The sequence below is a fragment of the Flagellimonas spongiicola genome (genome assembly GCF_023502425.1).
GTDB lineage: Bacteria > Bacteroidota > Bacteroidia > Flavobacteriales > Flavobacteriaceae > Flagellimonas > Flagellimonas spongiicola.
Map to the genome: position 1 here is coordinate 587,179 of NZ_JAMFMA010000001.1, position 15,564 is coordinate 602,742.

The 15,564-nt window shown below is 39.6% G+C and carries 14 protein-coding genes; 6 read left to right on the forward strand and 8 right to left on the reverse strand.

Features of this window, described 5'->3' with window-relative positions; translation table 11 throughout:
- Positions 1 to 139: 139 nt before the first annotated feature.
- Positions 140 to 2,302, forward strand: a complete 2,163-nt coding sequence (locus M3P19_RS02810) for a TonB-dependent receptor (protein WP_249656099.1) — start codon at positions 140 to 142, stop codon at positions 2,300 to 2,302.
- Positions 2,303 to 2,309: 7 nt separating this feature from the next.
- Here M3P19_RS02810 and M3P19_RS02815 read toward each other — a convergent pair whose 3' ends face one another.
- Positions 2,310 to 2,732, reverse strand: a complete 423-nt coding sequence (locus M3P19_RS02815; RefSeq protein ID WP_249656100.1) for a DoxX family protein — start codon at positions 2,730 to 2,732, stop codon at positions 2,310 to 2,312.
- A gap of 110 nt (positions 2,733 to 2,842) precedes the next feature.
- On the opposite strand from M3P19_RS02815, the gene M3P19_RS02820 reads away from it, so the two are divergent.
- Complete coding sequence (locus tag M3P19_RS02820; RefSeq protein ID WP_249656101.1) at positions 2,843 to 3,958, forward strand: adenylate/guanylate cyclase domain-containing protein; 1,116 nt, start codon at positions 2,843 to 2,845, stop codon at positions 3,956 to 3,958.
- A gap of 7 nt (positions 3,959 to 3,965) precedes the next feature.
- Here the strand turns inward: M3P19_RS02820 and M3P19_RS02825 are convergent, their stop codons facing one another.
- On the reverse strand, positions 3,966 to 4,439 hold the full coding sequence (locus tag M3P19_RS02825) for a GNAT family N-acetyltransferase (RefSeq protein ID WP_249656102.1): 474 nt from the start codon (positions 4,437 to 4,439) through the stop codon (positions 3,966 to 3,968).
- 302 nt (positions 4,440 to 4,741) lie between these two features.
- Here M3P19_RS02825 and M3P19_RS02830 point away from each other — a divergent pair, with 302 nt between their 5' ends.
- Positions 4,742 to 6,502 (forward strand): PorP/SprF family type IX secretion system membrane protein, encoded by a 1,761-nt coding sequence (locus tag M3P19_RS02830; protein WP_249656103.1) that lies wholly within the window; start codon positions 4,742 to 4,744, stop codon positions 6,500 to 6,502.
- 6 nt (positions 6,503 to 6,508) lie between these two features.
- On the opposite strand, the gene M3P19_RS02835 is transcribed toward M3P19_RS02830, so the two are convergent.
- The 6 genes from M3P19_RS02835 to M3P19_RS02860 all read right to left on the reverse strand — a co-directional run bounded on the left by M3P19_RS02835 (position 6,509) and on the right by M3P19_RS02860 (position 12,967).
- A complete protein-coding gene (locus M3P19_RS02835) occupies positions 6,509 to 7,120 on the reverse strand; it encodes an FMN-binding negative transcriptional regulator (protein WP_249656104.1) in 612 nt (203 codons plus the stop codon).
- Between the two features lie 122 nt (positions 7,121 to 7,242).
- Positions 7,243 to 8,007 (reverse strand): hypothetical protein, encoded by a 765-nt coding sequence (locus M3P19_RS02840; RefSeq protein ID WP_249656105.1) that lies wholly within the window; start codon positions 8,005 to 8,007, stop codon positions 7,243 to 7,245.
- Between the two features lie 29 nt (positions 8,008 to 8,036).
- Entirely contained in the window at positions 8,037 to 8,549 is a 513-nt protein-coding gene (locus M3P19_RS02845) for a nuclear transport factor 2 family protein (protein ID WP_249656106.1), read from the reverse strand.
- A 53-nt stretch (positions 8,550 to 8,602) separates the two neighbouring features.
- The gene (locus M3P19_RS02850) at positions 8,603 to 9,376 is read right to left on the reverse strand and encodes a hypothetical protein (RefSeq protein ID WP_249656107.1); all 774 of its coding nucleotides are present in this window, start codon (positions 9,374 to 9,376) and stop codon (positions 8,603 to 8,605) included.
- A gap of 354 nt (positions 9,377 to 9,730) precedes the next feature.
- Positions 9,731 to 10,543: a DUF4249 domain-containing protein gene (locus M3P19_RS02855; protein WP_249656108.1), complete on the reverse strand. Its 813-nt coding sequence runs from the start codon at positions 10,541 to 10,543 to the stop codon at positions 9,731 to 9,733.
- A 27-nt stretch (positions 10,544 to 10,570) separates the two neighbouring features.
- On the reverse strand, positions 10,571 to 12,967 hold the full coding sequence (locus M3P19_RS02860; RefSeq protein ID WP_249656109.1) for a TonB-dependent receptor: 2,397 nt from the start codon (positions 12,965 to 12,967) through the stop codon (positions 10,571 to 10,573).
- A gap of 256 nt (positions 12,968 to 13,223) precedes the next feature.
- On the opposite strand from M3P19_RS02860, the gene M3P19_RS02865 reads away from it, so the two are divergent.
- The 3 genes from M3P19_RS02865 (at position 13,224) to M3P19_RS02875 (ending at position 15,562) form a co-directional block, all read left to right on the forward strand.
- Positions 13,224 to 14,348: a glycoside hydrolase family protein gene (locus M3P19_RS02865; protein ID WP_249656110.1), complete on the forward strand. Its 1,125-nt coding sequence runs from the start codon at positions 13,224 to 13,226 to the stop codon at positions 14,346 to 14,348.
- Between the two features lie 166 nt (positions 14,349 to 14,514).
- Positions 14,515 to 14,934 carry a DUF2141 domain-containing protein gene (locus tag M3P19_RS02870; protein WP_249656111.1) on the forward strand — a complete coding sequence of 140 codons (420 nt, stop codon included), beginning with the start codon at positions 14,515 to 14,517 and terminating at the stop codon, positions 14,932 to 14,934.
- 4 nt (positions 14,935 to 14,938) lie between these two features.
- On the forward strand, positions 14,939 to 15,562 hold the full coding sequence (locus M3P19_RS02875; RefSeq protein ID WP_249656112.1) for a hypothetical protein: 624 nt from the start codon (positions 14,939 to 14,941) through the stop codon (positions 15,560 to 15,562).
- The last annotated feature ends 2 nt before the right edge of the window (positions 15,563 to 15,564 follow it).

Consider the following 15,564-nt stretch of genomic DNA (forward strand, 5'->3'; position numbering starts at 1 on the left):
GCAATGTTTTACTGACGTCGAGCGAAAAGAAAAAAAGAGACATTCTTCAGTTCATCGCTTAAAAACAACAATTGAGTATTTCTGATTGGTAGGATTTGGAATAGGATGGCATTTTTGGACCATCAATTAACGAACAGTCATGAAAAACCAATTACTTCTTTTCTTTTTTCTACTAAGTTTTACAGCTCATTTTGGGCAAACCACCATAAGCGGTAAAGTAACAGATACTAAAAATACACCCATTGTTGGCGCCAATGTCTATTTGGAAGGTACCTACGATGGAGGTTCCACAACTGAAGATGGTAGTTTCAGTTTTGAGACTACTGAATCAGGTACCCAAACCCTTGTCATTTCCATGCTTTCTTTTGATCCTCACTATGAGGTAGGAGATGTCTCCTATTTCCAGGATCTTAAAATTGAGTTGCAGGAGTCTATCAATACTTTGACAGGAGTTACTTTGACTGCCGGGACGTTTGAAGCGGGTGATAATACCAAAGTTTCCGTTTTGAAGCCATTAGACATTGTGACCACAGCAGGAGCAGCGGGTGATTTCGTTGCTGCTTTACGAACATTACCTGGTACCACTACAGTGAATGAAGACGGGCGTTTATTTGTTCGTGGAGGAGAAGCCGGCGAAACCCAAGTATTTATTGATGGTCTACGTGTATTCCAACCTTTTAATGCAACGGCTAACAATATTCCGACTCGAGGTAGGTTCTCACCATTTCTATTCAAGGGAATTACGTTTAGTACAGGAGGGTATTCCGCAGAATATGGCCAAGCACTTTCAAGTGTACTTTTATTAAATACCACAGATGTTCCCGTTCAGGAAAAAACAGATATTTCAATTATGTCTGTAGGGGGTGGGCTTGGTCATACCAAGATCTGGGGAGGTCAATCCTTGAGTATCAATACATCATACATCAACTTATCACCCTATGAAGCATTGATTCCGTCAGATCAAGGTGTTCGTTGGAATAGTCCATATGAATCCATTGCCGGTGAGGCGGTATTTAGAAGCAAGGGTGATAAAAGCATGTTTAAGTTGTATACAGGATTCAACCATGCGGATTTGGATATTTCACAAGAGGATATCAACTTCGACGATTTTGTTCGCTTTAGATTGACCAATAACAACTTGTATTTCAATGCTTCTTATAAATATTATTTTGATAATGATTGGAGCGTATTTACTGGAGGGTCCATTTCCTGGGATTCCAATGATATAGGATTGGAGAATAATACGGTTGATGCAAGTGAAACTGCTTCACATGTCAAAGTCAAGGCACACAAGAACTTTAGTAGTCGATTCAATCTTAATTTTGGTTCCGAACTATTCAATCTAAAATACGATGAGACTTTTGCCGATGAAACCAACAATGAATTTGAAAGTGGGTATACGGACCGATTATTCGCAGGTTTTACCGAAGCCGATATCTTTTTGAGCAACTCATTTGCCATGAAGTTAGGCGCAAGGGTTGAGCATAGCAGCTTGTTGAATTCCTTCCAAATCATGCCTCGTGTTTCACTGGCCTACAAACCAGGCGATAAAGGTCAATTTTCATTGGCCTATGGGGATTTCTACCAGAATCCATTAACAGAATCTTTGCGATTTGATGCGGGTCTTGGTTCAGAAAAAACATCACATTATATTCTTAATTACCAGAGGGTTGGTGATGGGACTACGTTCAGGGCAGAAGCCTATTATAAGGACTATGACAATCTTGTTAAGTACGACACGGAAATGGTACAATTCAATTCAAATTTTGATAATTCTGGTAGCGGTTATGCCAAAGGGTTGGACATTTTTTGGAGAGACAATAAGAGTATCAATCAATTGGATTATTGGATTTCATATTCGTATTTGGATACAGAACGCGATTATCGAAATTTTTCGGAAAGCGCAACACCTAACTTTGCGCCAAAACATAACTTTTCTGTGGTCACCAAGTATTTTGTAACGGATTTACGTTCGCAGATAGGTTTTTCTTATTCCTATGGTTCAGGTAGACCGTACGATAATCCGAATACACCAGAATTTATGGCAGAGAAAACTAGATCTTTCAACAATCTTAGCTTTAACTGGGCCTATTTGATCGATCAGCAAAAAATCCTTTACTTCTCGGTAAATAATGTACTTGGTTTTAAAAACATCAATAATTACCAATACGCAAACACACCCAATGTGGATGGTATTTTTGATAGAAGGGCCATAACGCCTGCTGCTGACCAGTTTTTCTTTGTTGGTTTCTTTTGGACCATCAGTAATGATGGAAAAAGCAATCAATTGGATAATCTATAGTGAGAACTTACTGCTGCATTTTTAGATAGTAATCCGCTGAATGTTTTCCCGATCCATAGAACACGAAGAAAATGCAAACTAATAGGGTAATTGTTGCCAAAACCAAGTTGGACGTATTCATTACACCCAAGAAATTAGTAAGCACAGCACCAATAAGAATGGGCAGTTGCGCAAGCGCTGCCCATCTGGTGAGTAAGCCAACAACAATCAAAAACCCGCCAACAAAATGTGCTGGCGCAATGTAGTGTAGTAGAATCATTCCACCAGGCATGTCTTGAAACGGACGAACCACCTCTGCCATTTCAATAGGATTGGACATGAATTCCACACCTTTCATAAAAAGAAAAACGCCTAAGGCAATTCGGATAAGATCAAGGGGATAATACGTATGGGCATTTGCCCACTTGTTCAATCTTTTAACTCTTCCCATGACTTCAAGTATTAATGTGACTTCTATAAGTTACTCATTTTTAAATGCATATGAAAATTCTAAGGTGCTTAATCCAATGTGTTGCATAAGGAGTTTACCGCTCTTACCAAATGAAAATAGTATCTTTATTTTCCATGCCTAAACTCCATCCTCGATACATAAGTTATATCCAACAAGCTTTTTTATTCGCAATAGTTTGGGGCATGTTCGGTTTTATTTATGGTATTCTGGAAAAGGGTATACTAGGGGATTTGAACTACTATCCAGCTACCAATACAAAGTATGATTTTGTCAGTGCCATAAGCTATGCCACCTTTGGTGGATTTATTGTAGGTTGGCTTCATGGTTTGTTGGAAGTGGGGTGGTTGCGAAACAAATTCACACAAAACCGTTTATGGTTTAAAATTGTGGTCAAAACGCTGTTCTATCTTTTGTTTTCTGTAGTGTTCATACTCATTTTAAGCACAGCGGTAAATAGTTATAGGCTTGATGCCTCACTTACAAGTGATGTTGTCATTGAAGGTGTCAGTAGGTTTTTCTGGAGCTTCTCATTTTTGAGTGTGATCATGTTTGTTGCATTTGGATTGGTCATTGCAATGTTGTTTTCAGAATTGTCTACCTATTTGGGACAAGGCATGTTTTGGAATTTCCTATTAGGTAAATATCATACCCCAAATCGGGAAAATCGGATTTTCATGTTTTTGGATATGGAATCCTCTACCAGTATTGCTGAAAAGATTGGACATGCCAAGTATTTTAGGCTATTAAGAAGGTGCTTTGCTGAAATGACAAATCCAATATTAGAGGCATCTGGTGAAGTCTATCAGTATGTGGGTGATGAAATTGTAATTTCTTGGCCCTTGGATTTAGGTGCCAAGAATGGTAATTGTTTAAACTGTTATTTTGGGATAGCCAAAGCATTGGAAGCTAATTCCACTTATTTTAAAAAAAGGTTTGGTGTGGTACCAGTATTCAAGGCAGGTGTTCATATGGGTGTGGTTACGACCGGTGAAATTGGTGTGATCAAAAAGGAAATTATTTATACAGGTGATGTGCTCAATACCACGGCAAGAATACAAGGGCAATGCAAAAACTACGATTCTAGTCTATTACTTTCAGAATCCCTACATACATTTCTAAAACCGGAACCATATCGATTTAGAAAGGTGGCACAACTTAAACTGCGCGGTAAGCAAGAATCCGTCGGCTTATTTGCGATGCAATAGTGATGATTTAGGATAAATCCAATTCCATTTGGATATCACTGCGTTCATAAGGAGAGGTGGCACCAACAATTTCTGTAAAACCCAATTTTTTATAAAGATTGATAGCTGGCTCTAGTATTCGGTTACTTTCCAAATAGATTTTTTGTGCACCTAGGGATCTGGCTTTTTCAACAATATGTAGACCAAGTTGTTTGCCAATACCTTTTCCTTGCGTTTTTGGTGAGACCCCCATTTTGGCTAACTCATACTCAAATCCTTTACGGGTACTTGGAATCAGAGCACAAACACCAACGGGCTCATCATTTAATAAAGCCACCGCAATGTAGCCACCTTTGTCAATAATATATGCTTTGGGGTTATGGAGTGAAACAAGATCCATTTGTTCCATTCTGAAGTATTTGGTAATCCATTCTTCATTAAGATCGCGGAAGGCGATAGCATAGTCATCTGTATATGGAATAATGCGCGTGGAATTACTCATTTATTGGGATGGTTTAAAGAATTAAAAATACAATCAATTTGAAAAAATGACAAGATGTAAATGGAGTAAGCAGGGATAAAATAAATACCTAAATTCCTCGTTTTTAAAATCTTAGGCGGTTAATTACCGCTTAAACCATGCAGTTGAACGATAAAATTGGTTTTTTACCGATTTAATATGTAATATTACAGATAAGTTAATAGTAAAACTCTTACAAGTATCCCAAATCTTGCTAATGAGAACCAACAAAACATACACACCTGTACCAATCAGGCTCTTTAACCTACTAACACCCATTGGCTATGGAAGTAATTTTACCCCCATTCTCCCAAAGCAAAAAAACGTTACCGTATAAATACGTATTTTTTCTTTTCATATCATGCTTGATCACAACTGGGTTAAATGCTCAGGAAAGCAACCCGTACGTTAGTTATGATGTACCGTTTCAGAATTTATTGAAGTTCAATCGATTCCTGATTAACCCAACATTTTCAGCAGTCCGTGAAGACAAATCTTATGTGAACCTATTCCATAGGAGTCAAGGAGCGGATTTTAATGATAACAATCAAAATTACTTTTTAAGTTATAGTGGGCGTATCAATGATCGCATTGGTATGGGCGTTAGTCTATACAATCAGCAAGAAGGTGTAATATCCAATTTAGGGGTAATGGCCAACTATTCCCATGGTATTCAATTAGGACAGAAGAGTAACCTAAGCTTTGGAGTGAATATCCCTTATTATGTGAGTAGTTTTGATCCTGATCGTGCGATTACGGTAGAGGATGACCCTTTATTGAATTCCACCACACAGAACTCTATAATTTCTTTTCAGCCCGGATTAAATCTGTCCTTAGGTAAATTTGATTTTGGCGTTTTTGCCCAAAATCTAGTGGATTACAACATCAAAACCGGAAAATCTTTGAGTGAGTTCAACGAGAAGACATTTTCAGGTCATATTCAGTTTGCCCATGAGTTTAAAAATGGGCCAGGAATTTTTGAAGATGGTCGATTGCTACCTTTGGCCCGCGCGCGATTTGAAGGTAATGAGGACCCTATTTTTGGTGGTGGTTTGATACTGGATTTACCAAAATTAGGATGGATCCAAGGCGGATACGACCAATTTTATGGCGCTTCAGCAGGAACGGGTTTTAACTTGAATCGTAGATTATCCTTTGGATACAACTTTGAAAAAAACATCAACAACAATCTAACTGATTTAGGGGTAACCCACGAAGTTTCCATTGCATTCTCCTTTGTACCCTCACTAAGTAAAAACACACTTGCTTCCAACAATGAACAGGAACGCAAACCCATTGAGGGAACCTTTGTTGCCGATATAAAGGAGAGCAAGAAAAAGCGTAAAAACAAACTTAATGCCCAGACAACTTTGCGTCCAACCAACAAAGAGGACCTTGCGTTCTGGGAAGCACAGGTAAAGGAGCTAAAGGCACAGCAAGACGATAACTATGCCGTTATCAACGAGCTGATTTTTAAAATGGATTCTTTGGAGCAACATAGGCAGCGGGATTTGGAGAAACGATTTGAAATGGTGATGCGAATGGTAAAACGACAGACCAATAATAAAATGCCCGATATAGAAGCCCAGGCACAGAAGCTATATTTGGCCAAGAGTACCGATTTAGACTCATTAGCGAATACTTTAAACAACACTAGTCTAGCAGAAAACACGGTAAAAGCGGAACCAAAAAAAGAAACTAAGGGAACGTTTACGGGAGGTGCCTATAAGCCCATTGAGAAATTCATTAATTTGGATGGTGTAGGTAAAGGTCATTATATCGTGGCCAATGTTTTTAAAAATGAAACCTACTTGAAAAATTTCATGAATGATTTGAAGAAGCGTGGTTTGGATGCGAAGTTCTTTAAGAATCCTGATAATGGCTTGAACTATGTATACCTTGCAAAATATGAGGAAAACGAATTGGCTTATGAAGCCTATCGTTCACAAATGGAAGGGGAGTATCGGGATGAACTTTGGATTATGCATGTGGATAATCCCAGATATTCAAATTGGGCGGATACCAAGTTCCAGGATAACGAATAGGATTTCTTACGCTTTTAAGTCTTTCATTCTGGATGCAATTTCCTTGCTTCCAGCATCATCCTGATTACCTAATTCCTCAATAATACGAGCATGGTCGTGGGTTCTACCTTGTGAAAGCTTATATGCCGCTTGTATTTCATCAATTTCTATTTGAAAACCCACAACGCCTTTGACTTGTCTTAAAGTTTTTGGTGATAAATCATTTAACGATAGTGGGTTAGATGAGTTCATCTCGTATTTATCCACCAATCGATGTAAGGCTTCCATGGTATCTGATTCCGAAAGAATTTTCAAAGTTCCGTAGATATGTACTGCAATATAATTCCAGGTTGGGACTTCCTCTTCTTGATACCATGAGGAGGACACATAGGCATGCGGGCCATTGAATATGCAAAGTACTTTTGAGTTGTCTTCAAAGGCTTTCCACTGCGGATTGGCCTTGGCAATATGACCTTCCAATATTTCCTTGCCATTTGAATTTGTTGCGAGTTCTAGAGGAAGGTGGGTGGCCCAAGGTTTACCCTCCAACTGGTTCACTAAAATTCCAAAGCTATTTTTGGTTATAAATTCCCTTATTTCATCAAGGTTTTCATTTTGGTAGGAGTGAGGGATGTACATATGTTTAACTATTCAATTCACCATCAAATTTCAGAAATATAAACTGTAGAATTCAAGTTTTAAACAAAAAAAGTGGAGACTCATTATGTAGCCTCCACTTTCTCGGTTGGTTATGGTTATTCTTATTGCCGTTCCGCAGATTGTACGGAACCGTCGGTACCACTCAAATCAGGTCTAAATGCCCATAGTTCCTGCATGTCGCCATGTGTGGTTGCATCAAATTCCTTTAAAAACTCCATAAAGGAGCCTTCGCCATGGACTTCTTCGTACCATTGCGGAAATTTATCCTCCTGAGACATCCATGAACTACTTTCAAAGAAGTTTACCCAAGCCATGTCCTGACCGTCTTTATTTGCCAATTCATTCCAATACACCCCCCACTGCTCAGCACCATCCTTGGTTTTGAACACTTCAGTTACTTTGTCTAATAGCTTAGCAAAGTCCGGACCCTTAAATCGCTTGATGTCCAACATGAATACGGCTAGGTTTTTCAGTTTGAAATCTTTGGTAAAATTGGAACGTTTGGTGTCCAGTTTCCAATAGGTAACATTTGTTTCTGCCATGGCATGGGCAGCCACATTTTTATTCCAATCTTCGTTATGCCCATTATCATCTTGTGGGGCATTGTCCATAGAGCCCCAAGTATTTGGCCCCATGCTCCAAATGTACTTTCCAAAATTGCTGCCGCTCATTACAAAAAACACATTTGCTGTGTAAGGTCCTTCAGCGTGGTACTTCTGGTTATGCGCAGCGATACCAGCTTCAAATTCTGTAATTTTTTCAGGATTGGCAGTAAGCATAACGTTCGTAAACATGCCGTAATCCCTTGCTTCTTGCGCTAAAACCATGGTTGGAATTAGCAATGCTAGAAATACTATTCGTTTCATTTCATTAAAGTTTTTGGTTGGTTATTAGTTTATTCTTCGACCGGTTCTTCTTCTGCCATTGCAGCTTCTGCGGCCAATTGTTGGAGGGTCATTACAATTTCAGTGGGATCCCAATATCCATATTCACGTACAATTTTTCCTTCGGCAAAACGATAAGTTAAATGGATTGGCACTTTTACTTCTTTCCCGTTGGCTGCCAAAGTAGCCTCCCAGGTTAACCAGCAATTGACCCACGTCTGACCCTTGTCGGTCAATACCATTTCGTATTCTGGGTCTTCCCCAGTAAACCCTCGACTGGAATAGTTGGCATCGTTTCCTTTATGATAGTCCATTGTCTCTGCTGGAGACATAACTTTTGAAGAGTTATATACCGTTTGGGAGGTATCCGCATACATACTGGCATCATAGTTTTTACCATTGTAATTGGCGATTAATTTTTTTACAGTGTCAATTTCCGGGGAGTTTTGGGTGTACCGAACTGGTCCCTGGTTGCAGGCAGCAATTAGAATTACTGTAAAGCAAAGTGCAAATAGTTTTTTCATTATAATGGATTTTAGTTATTTATAACCATGGAATCATTTCCCATGGAGGTATTTTAATTATTGGGTGAGTAGGCTAAATCTGGTCGCATTTTCCCTGAAACTTCTTTGATTTCCGTGGCATGCGCCATGACTTTACCGAATACCGCCTGAGCGTCAGGGCCAAGCAATTTGTTATTGGCATCTCTATTCATTTCATAGGTTGCTCCATCTTCCGCAGCTATGGCAACCATATAAAAACTGTCCATGCTTCCAAAGGCACTGCGATAAACACGGTAATTGGTTTTGGACTCCTTTTCCTCGAACATTTTTTTAACGGCCATCATTCCTTCTTTCATTTCACCCAGACCAGAGGGTGTGGTGTATAAATAGACGAAACGACGATAATCTTGACCTTCAGGGGTTTGCGTAATTCCTCCTGGCATATAGGAAAGACTTTTGTCCAATACGAGCACATAATCCCCATGGGCCGTATAGCAATTATCCATGTCGTCAAATAATTTGTCAAAGGCCTCTGCGCCCATTTTATCCCGTAAGGTTCCAAATCCTTGATTTGCCTTTGAAATGTCCGATAACGAATCAATTGGCGAAATAAAGAGATACCTTAAATCATCCGTTTGAGCTGAGATCCATGCCAGGGTTTGGATGTTATTTGTCTTGCAAGCTTCAGTTAGTTCTTTGCTAACCTTTTCATATTCCATCACCATGGATGGTTTAATGCGATCTTCATGGACCCAATACGCTTGCGTCGTTTTTTCTTGGGCATAGCTACCCATTGCAATTACCGCTGTGAACAGAGTCACAAACAGCTTTGTTGTTCGTGTTTTCATATATATAAGTGATTGGTTGTTATCGAATCAGTCCTATTAACATCGGGGGTCAACTTGCCTAATTTCAATCAACATGAGCCTGCCCATTCTTTGCAAGTAAAGGGTCTACTATTAAAGGGGAACAAATAACGGAAGTTGGGTAGGGGGTAAGGTGTATGTCCCAACTCTTCAATATACTAAAAAACTGGTAATGAATAGCTTAAAGAGTTGAAAAATGTTAAAATAAGTATTGAAACTTATTTTTTTCGGGAATTTTTCCCACAAAAACACATTAGGGTGTCGTGTTATTTTTAAAAAGCAAAATCCCAAGTTCAACCAAAAGGTCGAAACTTGGGATCTGCACCAACCAAAAAACTACTCAAAAGTATAACTGTCCTGTACCATCTGGGTAACTCTAAAATAGCCATAGGGTACATTCTCTGGATTGTCCAGATTAATACAATTTCCAACCAAAGGAACAGGTGTAGCGCTAAATGGATCTCCTGCACTTTCGTATTGTTCTATCAATAGCTGCAGGTAGTAGTAGTAATCTTCAGAAACACCCAAGAGTTTCACATCTACAGTTTCACCTGGTATAAATTCATCGGTATCATCGTCTCCGGTTTTTTCCCAGTAAAATGTTGCTAGGTTTCCGTCGATGAACTCATCTTTGATGTCAAACAGTTCTGGTAACTGGTCATTCCTGCTTTGAAACCGCAGGAAATAGTAATTTTCTTCATCCACAGGATCTTGGAAAGAAACATTGATTTCCAAGGCTTCATCATCCTCGCCGTCTTCCAAGGATTGAAAAATATCGGTAATATCACTAACAGGATTAAGTGTTTCTGTACCGGTGTATCGTTCACCTTGGTAGGTAACATTAAGCGTGTAGGAATTGCCAAGAACAGGAACGAAGGAATTTGTGCTATAGCTACCATTGTTTTGGTCTGCAAAATTGAATACTGCTCCAGAATCATTGTTAATGACTTGTACCACAGCTCCGGTGACCGGTGCTGGATTTTCATTATCAAAAAAAGCGGTGGAATTGCTCAATAGAACAGTTTGCACGTTGCCAGATGTCCCTTTTTCCCAATCCAGAGAAGCCTCTATGGTAAGTCGAATAGGACCTTCTGGAACATCAACTGAAACTACATCGGTACAAGAAACCGCAAGGATTAGTATTGGCATCAATAATATTTTATGAAATTTCATGGCTTAGAATTTAAAATTGTAGGTTAGGGATGGAACGATGCCGAAAATGGCAGTACGCGTAGCCTCATTGGCTCCGGTTTCAAAATTTTGACCGAAGGAAATGGATGCCGCATTTTTTCTATTCAATACGTTGTAAATGCTAAAGACCCATTCGCCTTTCCATCTTTTTTGAGGCTTTTTGTTTGGTCGATAAGTAGCAGAAACGTCCAATCTATAATAGTCAGGAAGTCTATCAGCGTTCCGTTGCGAATAACTTGCAACGGAAACGCCTTCATATTGATATTGCCCATTGGGATAGGTTACTGGTCTACCGGTCTGATAGATTGCGTTTGCCCCAAAACTCCATTTAGGATTCAGTTGGTAGGCACCTGTCACGGAAATATCATGCGTACGATCATATGGAGTACTATACCAATCCCCATTGTTTATACCTGGGCCACCTGCCCGTGTATCCGTTGTTCGTTGCTCCGATTTGGAAAGTGTGTAGGCAATCCATCCGGTAAAATCACCTTCGTTCTTGCGTAAAAGTAATTCCAATCCATATGCTCTAGATTCCCCATTCAAGATTTCGGTTTCAATGGTATTGTTACCGATAAGGTCCGAACCATCTATGTAATCAATACGGTTGTCTACGGTCTTGTAATAAACTTCAGCTTCCAGTGAATACATTTTGTCAACGAAATTCCTGAAATAACCCAAGGCATATTGATCAGACAATTGGGGCTCAATATACTTACCACTTGGGGTCCAAACATCCAAGGGTGTCACGGAAGAGGTATTTGAAAGCAAATGGATGTATTGCGCAGCTCTGGAGTATCCAGCTTTAATGGATGAATAATCGTTTAGTTGATAAGCCAAAGCCAATCTGGGCTCCAAGTTCGAAAACTTTCTGATGCTTTCACTTTTCTTGAAGGTCACTTCGTCAATTGGATCCGTCCTTTGATAAAAATTCAAGGTGTTGTTGTAGATCAATGGCTGATCATTCGCATAGATGGACAGCGGTTGACCTCCCATACGATTAAAATGACTAAAACGAATTCCATATTGTGCCGTTAGACGATCCGTGAGTTTGTGCTCCGCATCAATATAAGCAGCACTTTCCAACGCTCTTTTTTGATCTAATTGCAACGCATTGATTGCTGAATTAGGCCCCGTGGGTTCTATTTGCCCAGGGTCAAACTCATATTTGATGGTACTGATTCCGAAGTCCAATTTAAAGGCATCACTGAAATAATACTTCAAATCATATTTGGCGTTGTAGTTCTTGATGGACGCAATCCAATCGAATTCAAAATCTTCAATACCTAATTCATAATCATATTTACTATAAATCAATGAAAGGTTGGAAAACAAGCGGTCATTGAATATGTGGTTCCACCTAAGATTCCCAGAGGCGTTTCCATAACTACTACTGAAAGAACCGTCAAAATCAAATACGTCCCTACCAAAGTAACCTGAAAGGTAGAGTTTGTTGTTTTTGTTGATTTCATAATTGGTTTTCAGGTTGAGGTCATAAAAACTGACACTATTTTTCTCACCTGCCAGTTTCAAGAAAAGGTGCGCATAAGAACCACGACCTGCTACAAGGAAAGACCCTCTATCATTGAACATGGGACCTTCAGCAGCCAATCTACTCGAAATGGCTCCTATACCCCCAGTAAGAGCGAAATTTTTACTATTTCCATCTTTTTGACGGACATCCAATACCGAGGAGACCCTACCACCAAACTTGGCAGGAATACCACCTTTGTATAGTTTAAGATCTTTTACAGCATCAGCATTGAAAACAGAGAAGAAACCTAAAAGGTGCGATGTGTTGTAGATTATGGCTTCATCCAATAGTACTAAGTTCTGATCTACGGCACCACCTCTAACATGGAAACCACTGGACCCTTCACCATTGCTTGTGACACCGGGTAAAATCTGCAACGATTTGATTACATCTACCTCTCCCAAAACTACGGGCATCTGTTTAACCGTTTTGATATTGAGTTTGGAAACGCTCATCTCCGGTTTTCGTAGAATGGCTCTTTCCGGTTCTTCTGCAGTAACTTCAACCTCGTCCAATTGTGTGGAAAACTCTTCGATTTCCATATCAATCTTTTGGTTTTGGGTTAAATTGATTTGCATGCTTACATCTTTGTAACCCATGTAAGAAAATACCAAGGTGTAATCACCTGAAGGTGCACTCAAGGAATAAAAGCCATACTCATTGGTAACGGCTCCAATACTCGTGCCTTCTAAAAAAATGGAAGCGCCAAATAACGATTCCCCGTTCATTTTATCAGTAATGGTACCACTGATGGTAAAATTTTGAGCCACAGCTAGTGTGGTTCCCATTAAAAAGCATAAGCCAGTCCACATCCACGGAAGGCTTCGCCTTTTTTTCTTTTGTCTCATGTTTTTTGATTTAATGAATTTGATGGAATCCAGTTTAGGATTCATTTGACTTAAGGACAATTGAAATTTGGAAGGGGTTGCATTTAACTCGAAAAAAAAATCGGGTTATGGTTTTTTTCTAAAATTCAATCGAATGGAGGAGTGAAAGAGGGCTTAATTTGATGTTCGTATTTCCATCGATGTCGTTTAGCTAAGATTCAGTTGATTAACAAAAAGGAATCTTTAAATTCATCCTCGATTAATGCAATAGCCATAAATGAGAAACCTTTTTACCTTTTTAATCTTAGCCTTGCTGATAACTTCCTGTGCAGAAAAAAAGGAAGCTGAGAAAACCAAAATTCCGGTTTATGCTTGGATGGGAGGACCTGGCGATGCCTCAGACCAAGAATTGAGAGCCCAGTTCAAAGATTTGAAAGGTAAAGGGATAGATGGTCTAATGTACAATGGTGGACATGATCCAGCAACGTATAAAAGGGTAGGGAAGTTTGTGAAGGAAGCCGGGATGGAATTCCATACATGGATTCCTACCATGGTACAAGGTGAAAATCCAAAAATTGACAAAGAATGGTACGCGGTAAACCGAAACGGTGAATCAGCATTTGACAAGCCTGCCTATGTACCACATTATACTTTTCTCTGCCCAAGCAGGGAGGGTACTTATAATTTCTTGGCCGACTTGTATGGTAGCGTGGCTGAGGTTGAAGAAGTAGATGGGATTCATTTGGATTATATCCGTTTTCCTGATGTGATTCTTGCCCGCGGATTATGGGATAAGTATGGCTTGGTGATGGATAAGGAGTATCCTGAATATGATTATTGTTACTGCGATTTATGCACCGCGAACTTCAAGAAGAAAACCGGTATAGATATCCTAGAGGTGGAAGATCCAACACAGGTAATGGAGTGGAAGCAGTTTAGGTATGATTTGATTACCAGTATAGTAAATCGATTGGATGAGGTTGTGGAAAGTAAAGGGAAAGAAATAAATGCCGCAGTTTTTCCAGGACCGAGCATTTCAAAAAAATTGGTTCGTCAAGAATGGAACAATTGGAATTTGGATGCCGTTTATCCTATGAACTACAATGACTTTTATCTGGAAGGAACGGATTGGATAGGCGAAATGGTTAAGGAAGAAGTAGCAGCAGCAAAAGACGGTGCACCAGTTTACAGCGGGTTGTTCATCTGCCCCAAACCAGAAAAGAAAGGTAGTGAGAAGGACCCTGAAAACCACGGTCTATTGCCAGAGGAATTGGCAGCTGCTATAGAAGCATCAATGGTTAATGGAGCAACAGGAATATGTTTGTTCACTCCAGGAAGAATGACAGATGCACATTGGAAAGTATTTGAAGAGGCTATATATAAAGAATATAGTAGACGTTAGTTTTTATATTTCAAGTGGGATACCCGGTGATTGTAATGGTCATCGGGTATTTTTTTTGCTTCAGGTTTACAGTTCATCCCCTAAAAGTTACAATTCGGTAGTTCTTATTACCTAGATCCATGGTATAAGGCAATTTTTGTGGTGCAAATCACTAAAACGAAAAGTAATGAAATCATTAATCTTAAGTCTTGGGTTCGGTCTATTTTCTTTAATGGCCGCCATTGCCCAAAACACAGCCACTCTTAGCGTGAAGATTCAAGATATTGCATCTGACGATGGCATGCTATACGTTGGGCTATACAATTCCGCAGGAGAATGGTTGGAGCAAACGTACAAGGGTGAAAGCTCCACCATTACCAATGGAAGATGTGAAGTCGTGTTTAAGGAGGTGCCATATGGCGAATATGCTATCTCTGTATACCATGACGAGAACGACAATGGAAAAATGGATAAATATTTGGGAATGATCCCAAAGGAATCCTATGCGTGCAGCAACCAAGCACCTGCTAATTTCGGACCACCTAGATGGGACGATGCCAAATTCATCATCAATCAAGAAACGAATCAGCAAATCATAAAACTCTAAACTCATGAAAAGATTACTAGTACTTGCATTTTTAAGCATAACCGCAGCAACAACAGCACAAGATAAATACGTGAAGGGCATGGAAAAAGCGTTCCAGTTATGGAGACAACAACAACCTTTGGAAGCTTCCAATTTGTTTGAAAGAATTGCCATGGCCGAACAGGACAATTGGATTCCTCATTACTACGTGGCCCATGTCAATACCATTTCATCATTTGGTGAAAGGGATTTTGAGAAACTGTCCAAACAACTTGAAAAGGCAAAGGAGTTTTTGGATTTGGCCAAGGCAATTTCCCCAGATAATCCGGAATTGATGGTGTTGGAAGCATTGATCAATACGGCCTGGATAGCTTATGACGGAGCCACTTATGGTATGACATTATCTGGTAAAAATTTCCAGCTGTATGAACAGGCCATGGCTATGGCGCCTCAAAATCCACGAGTGGTGTTATCCAAGGCTGAATGGGATATGGGAAGTGCACGTTATTTCGGTAAAGATATCGCGCCTTACTGCCAGGACATTGAAAGATCCTTGGAACTTTTTGCTAATTTTAGCAATGATACTCCGTTTTATCCCTCATGGGGGAAAGATCGTGCCGAACAGGTATTGGAGCAATGTAAATCATAAGC

Excerpts from the sequence above, each read along its gene's own strand:
- M3P19_RS02845 (WP_249656106.1), bottom strand. The coding sequence starts at position 8,549 with ATGAAAAAACTATTTGCACTTTGCTTTACAGTAATTCTAATTGCTGCC.
- M3P19_RS02865 (WP_249656110.1), top strand. The coding sequence starts at position 13,224 with ATGAGAAACCTTTTTACCTTTTTAATCTTAGCCTTGCTGATAACTTCC.
- M3P19_RS02810 (WP_249656099.1), top strand. The coding sequence starts at position 140 with ATGAAAAACCAATTACTTCTTTTCTTTTTTCTACTAAGTTTTACAGCT.
- M3P19_RS02815 (WP_249656100.1), bottom strand. The coding sequence starts at position 2,732 with ATGGGAAGAGTTAAAAGATTGAACAAGTGGGCAAATGCCCATACGTAT.
- M3P19_RS02855 (WP_249656108.1), bottom strand. The coding sequence starts at position 10,543 with ATGCCAATACTAATCCTTGCGGTTTCTTGTACCGATGTAGTTTCAGTT.
- M3P19_RS02825 (WP_249656102.1), bottom strand. The coding sequence starts at position 4,439 with ATGAGTAATTCCACGCGCATTATTCCATATACAGATGACTATGCTATC.
- M3P19_RS02835 (WP_249656104.1), bottom strand. The coding sequence starts at position 7,120 with ATGTACATCCCTCACTCCTACCAAAATGAAAACCTTGATGAAATAAGG.
- M3P19_RS02870 (WP_249656111.1), top strand. The coding sequence starts at position 14,515 with ATGAAATCATTAATCTTAAGTCTTGGGTTCGGTCTATTTTCTTTAATG.
- M3P19_RS02875 (WP_249656112.1), top strand. The coding sequence starts at position 14,939 with ATGAAAAGATTACTAGTACTTGCATTTTTAAGCATAACCGCAGCAACA.
- M3P19_RS02840 (WP_249656105.1), bottom strand. The coding sequence starts at position 8,007 with ATGAAACGAATAGTATTTCTAGCATTGCTAATTCCAACCATGGTTTTA.
- M3P19_RS02850 (WP_249656107.1), bottom strand. The coding sequence starts at position 9,376 with ATGAAAACACGAACAACAAAGCTGTTTGTGACTCTGTTCACAGCGGTA.
- M3P19_RS02820 (WP_249656101.1), top strand. The coding sequence starts at position 2,843 with ATGAAAATAGTATCTTTATTTTCCATGCCTAAACTCCATCCTCGATAC.
- M3P19_RS02860 (WP_249656109.1), bottom strand. The coding sequence starts at position 12,967 with ATGAGACAAAAGAAAAAAAGGCGAAGCCTTCCGTGGATGTGGACTGGC.
- M3P19_RS02830 (WP_249656103.1), top strand. The coding sequence starts at position 4,742 with ATGGAAGTAATTTTACCCCCATTCTCCCAAAGCAAAAAAACGTTACCG.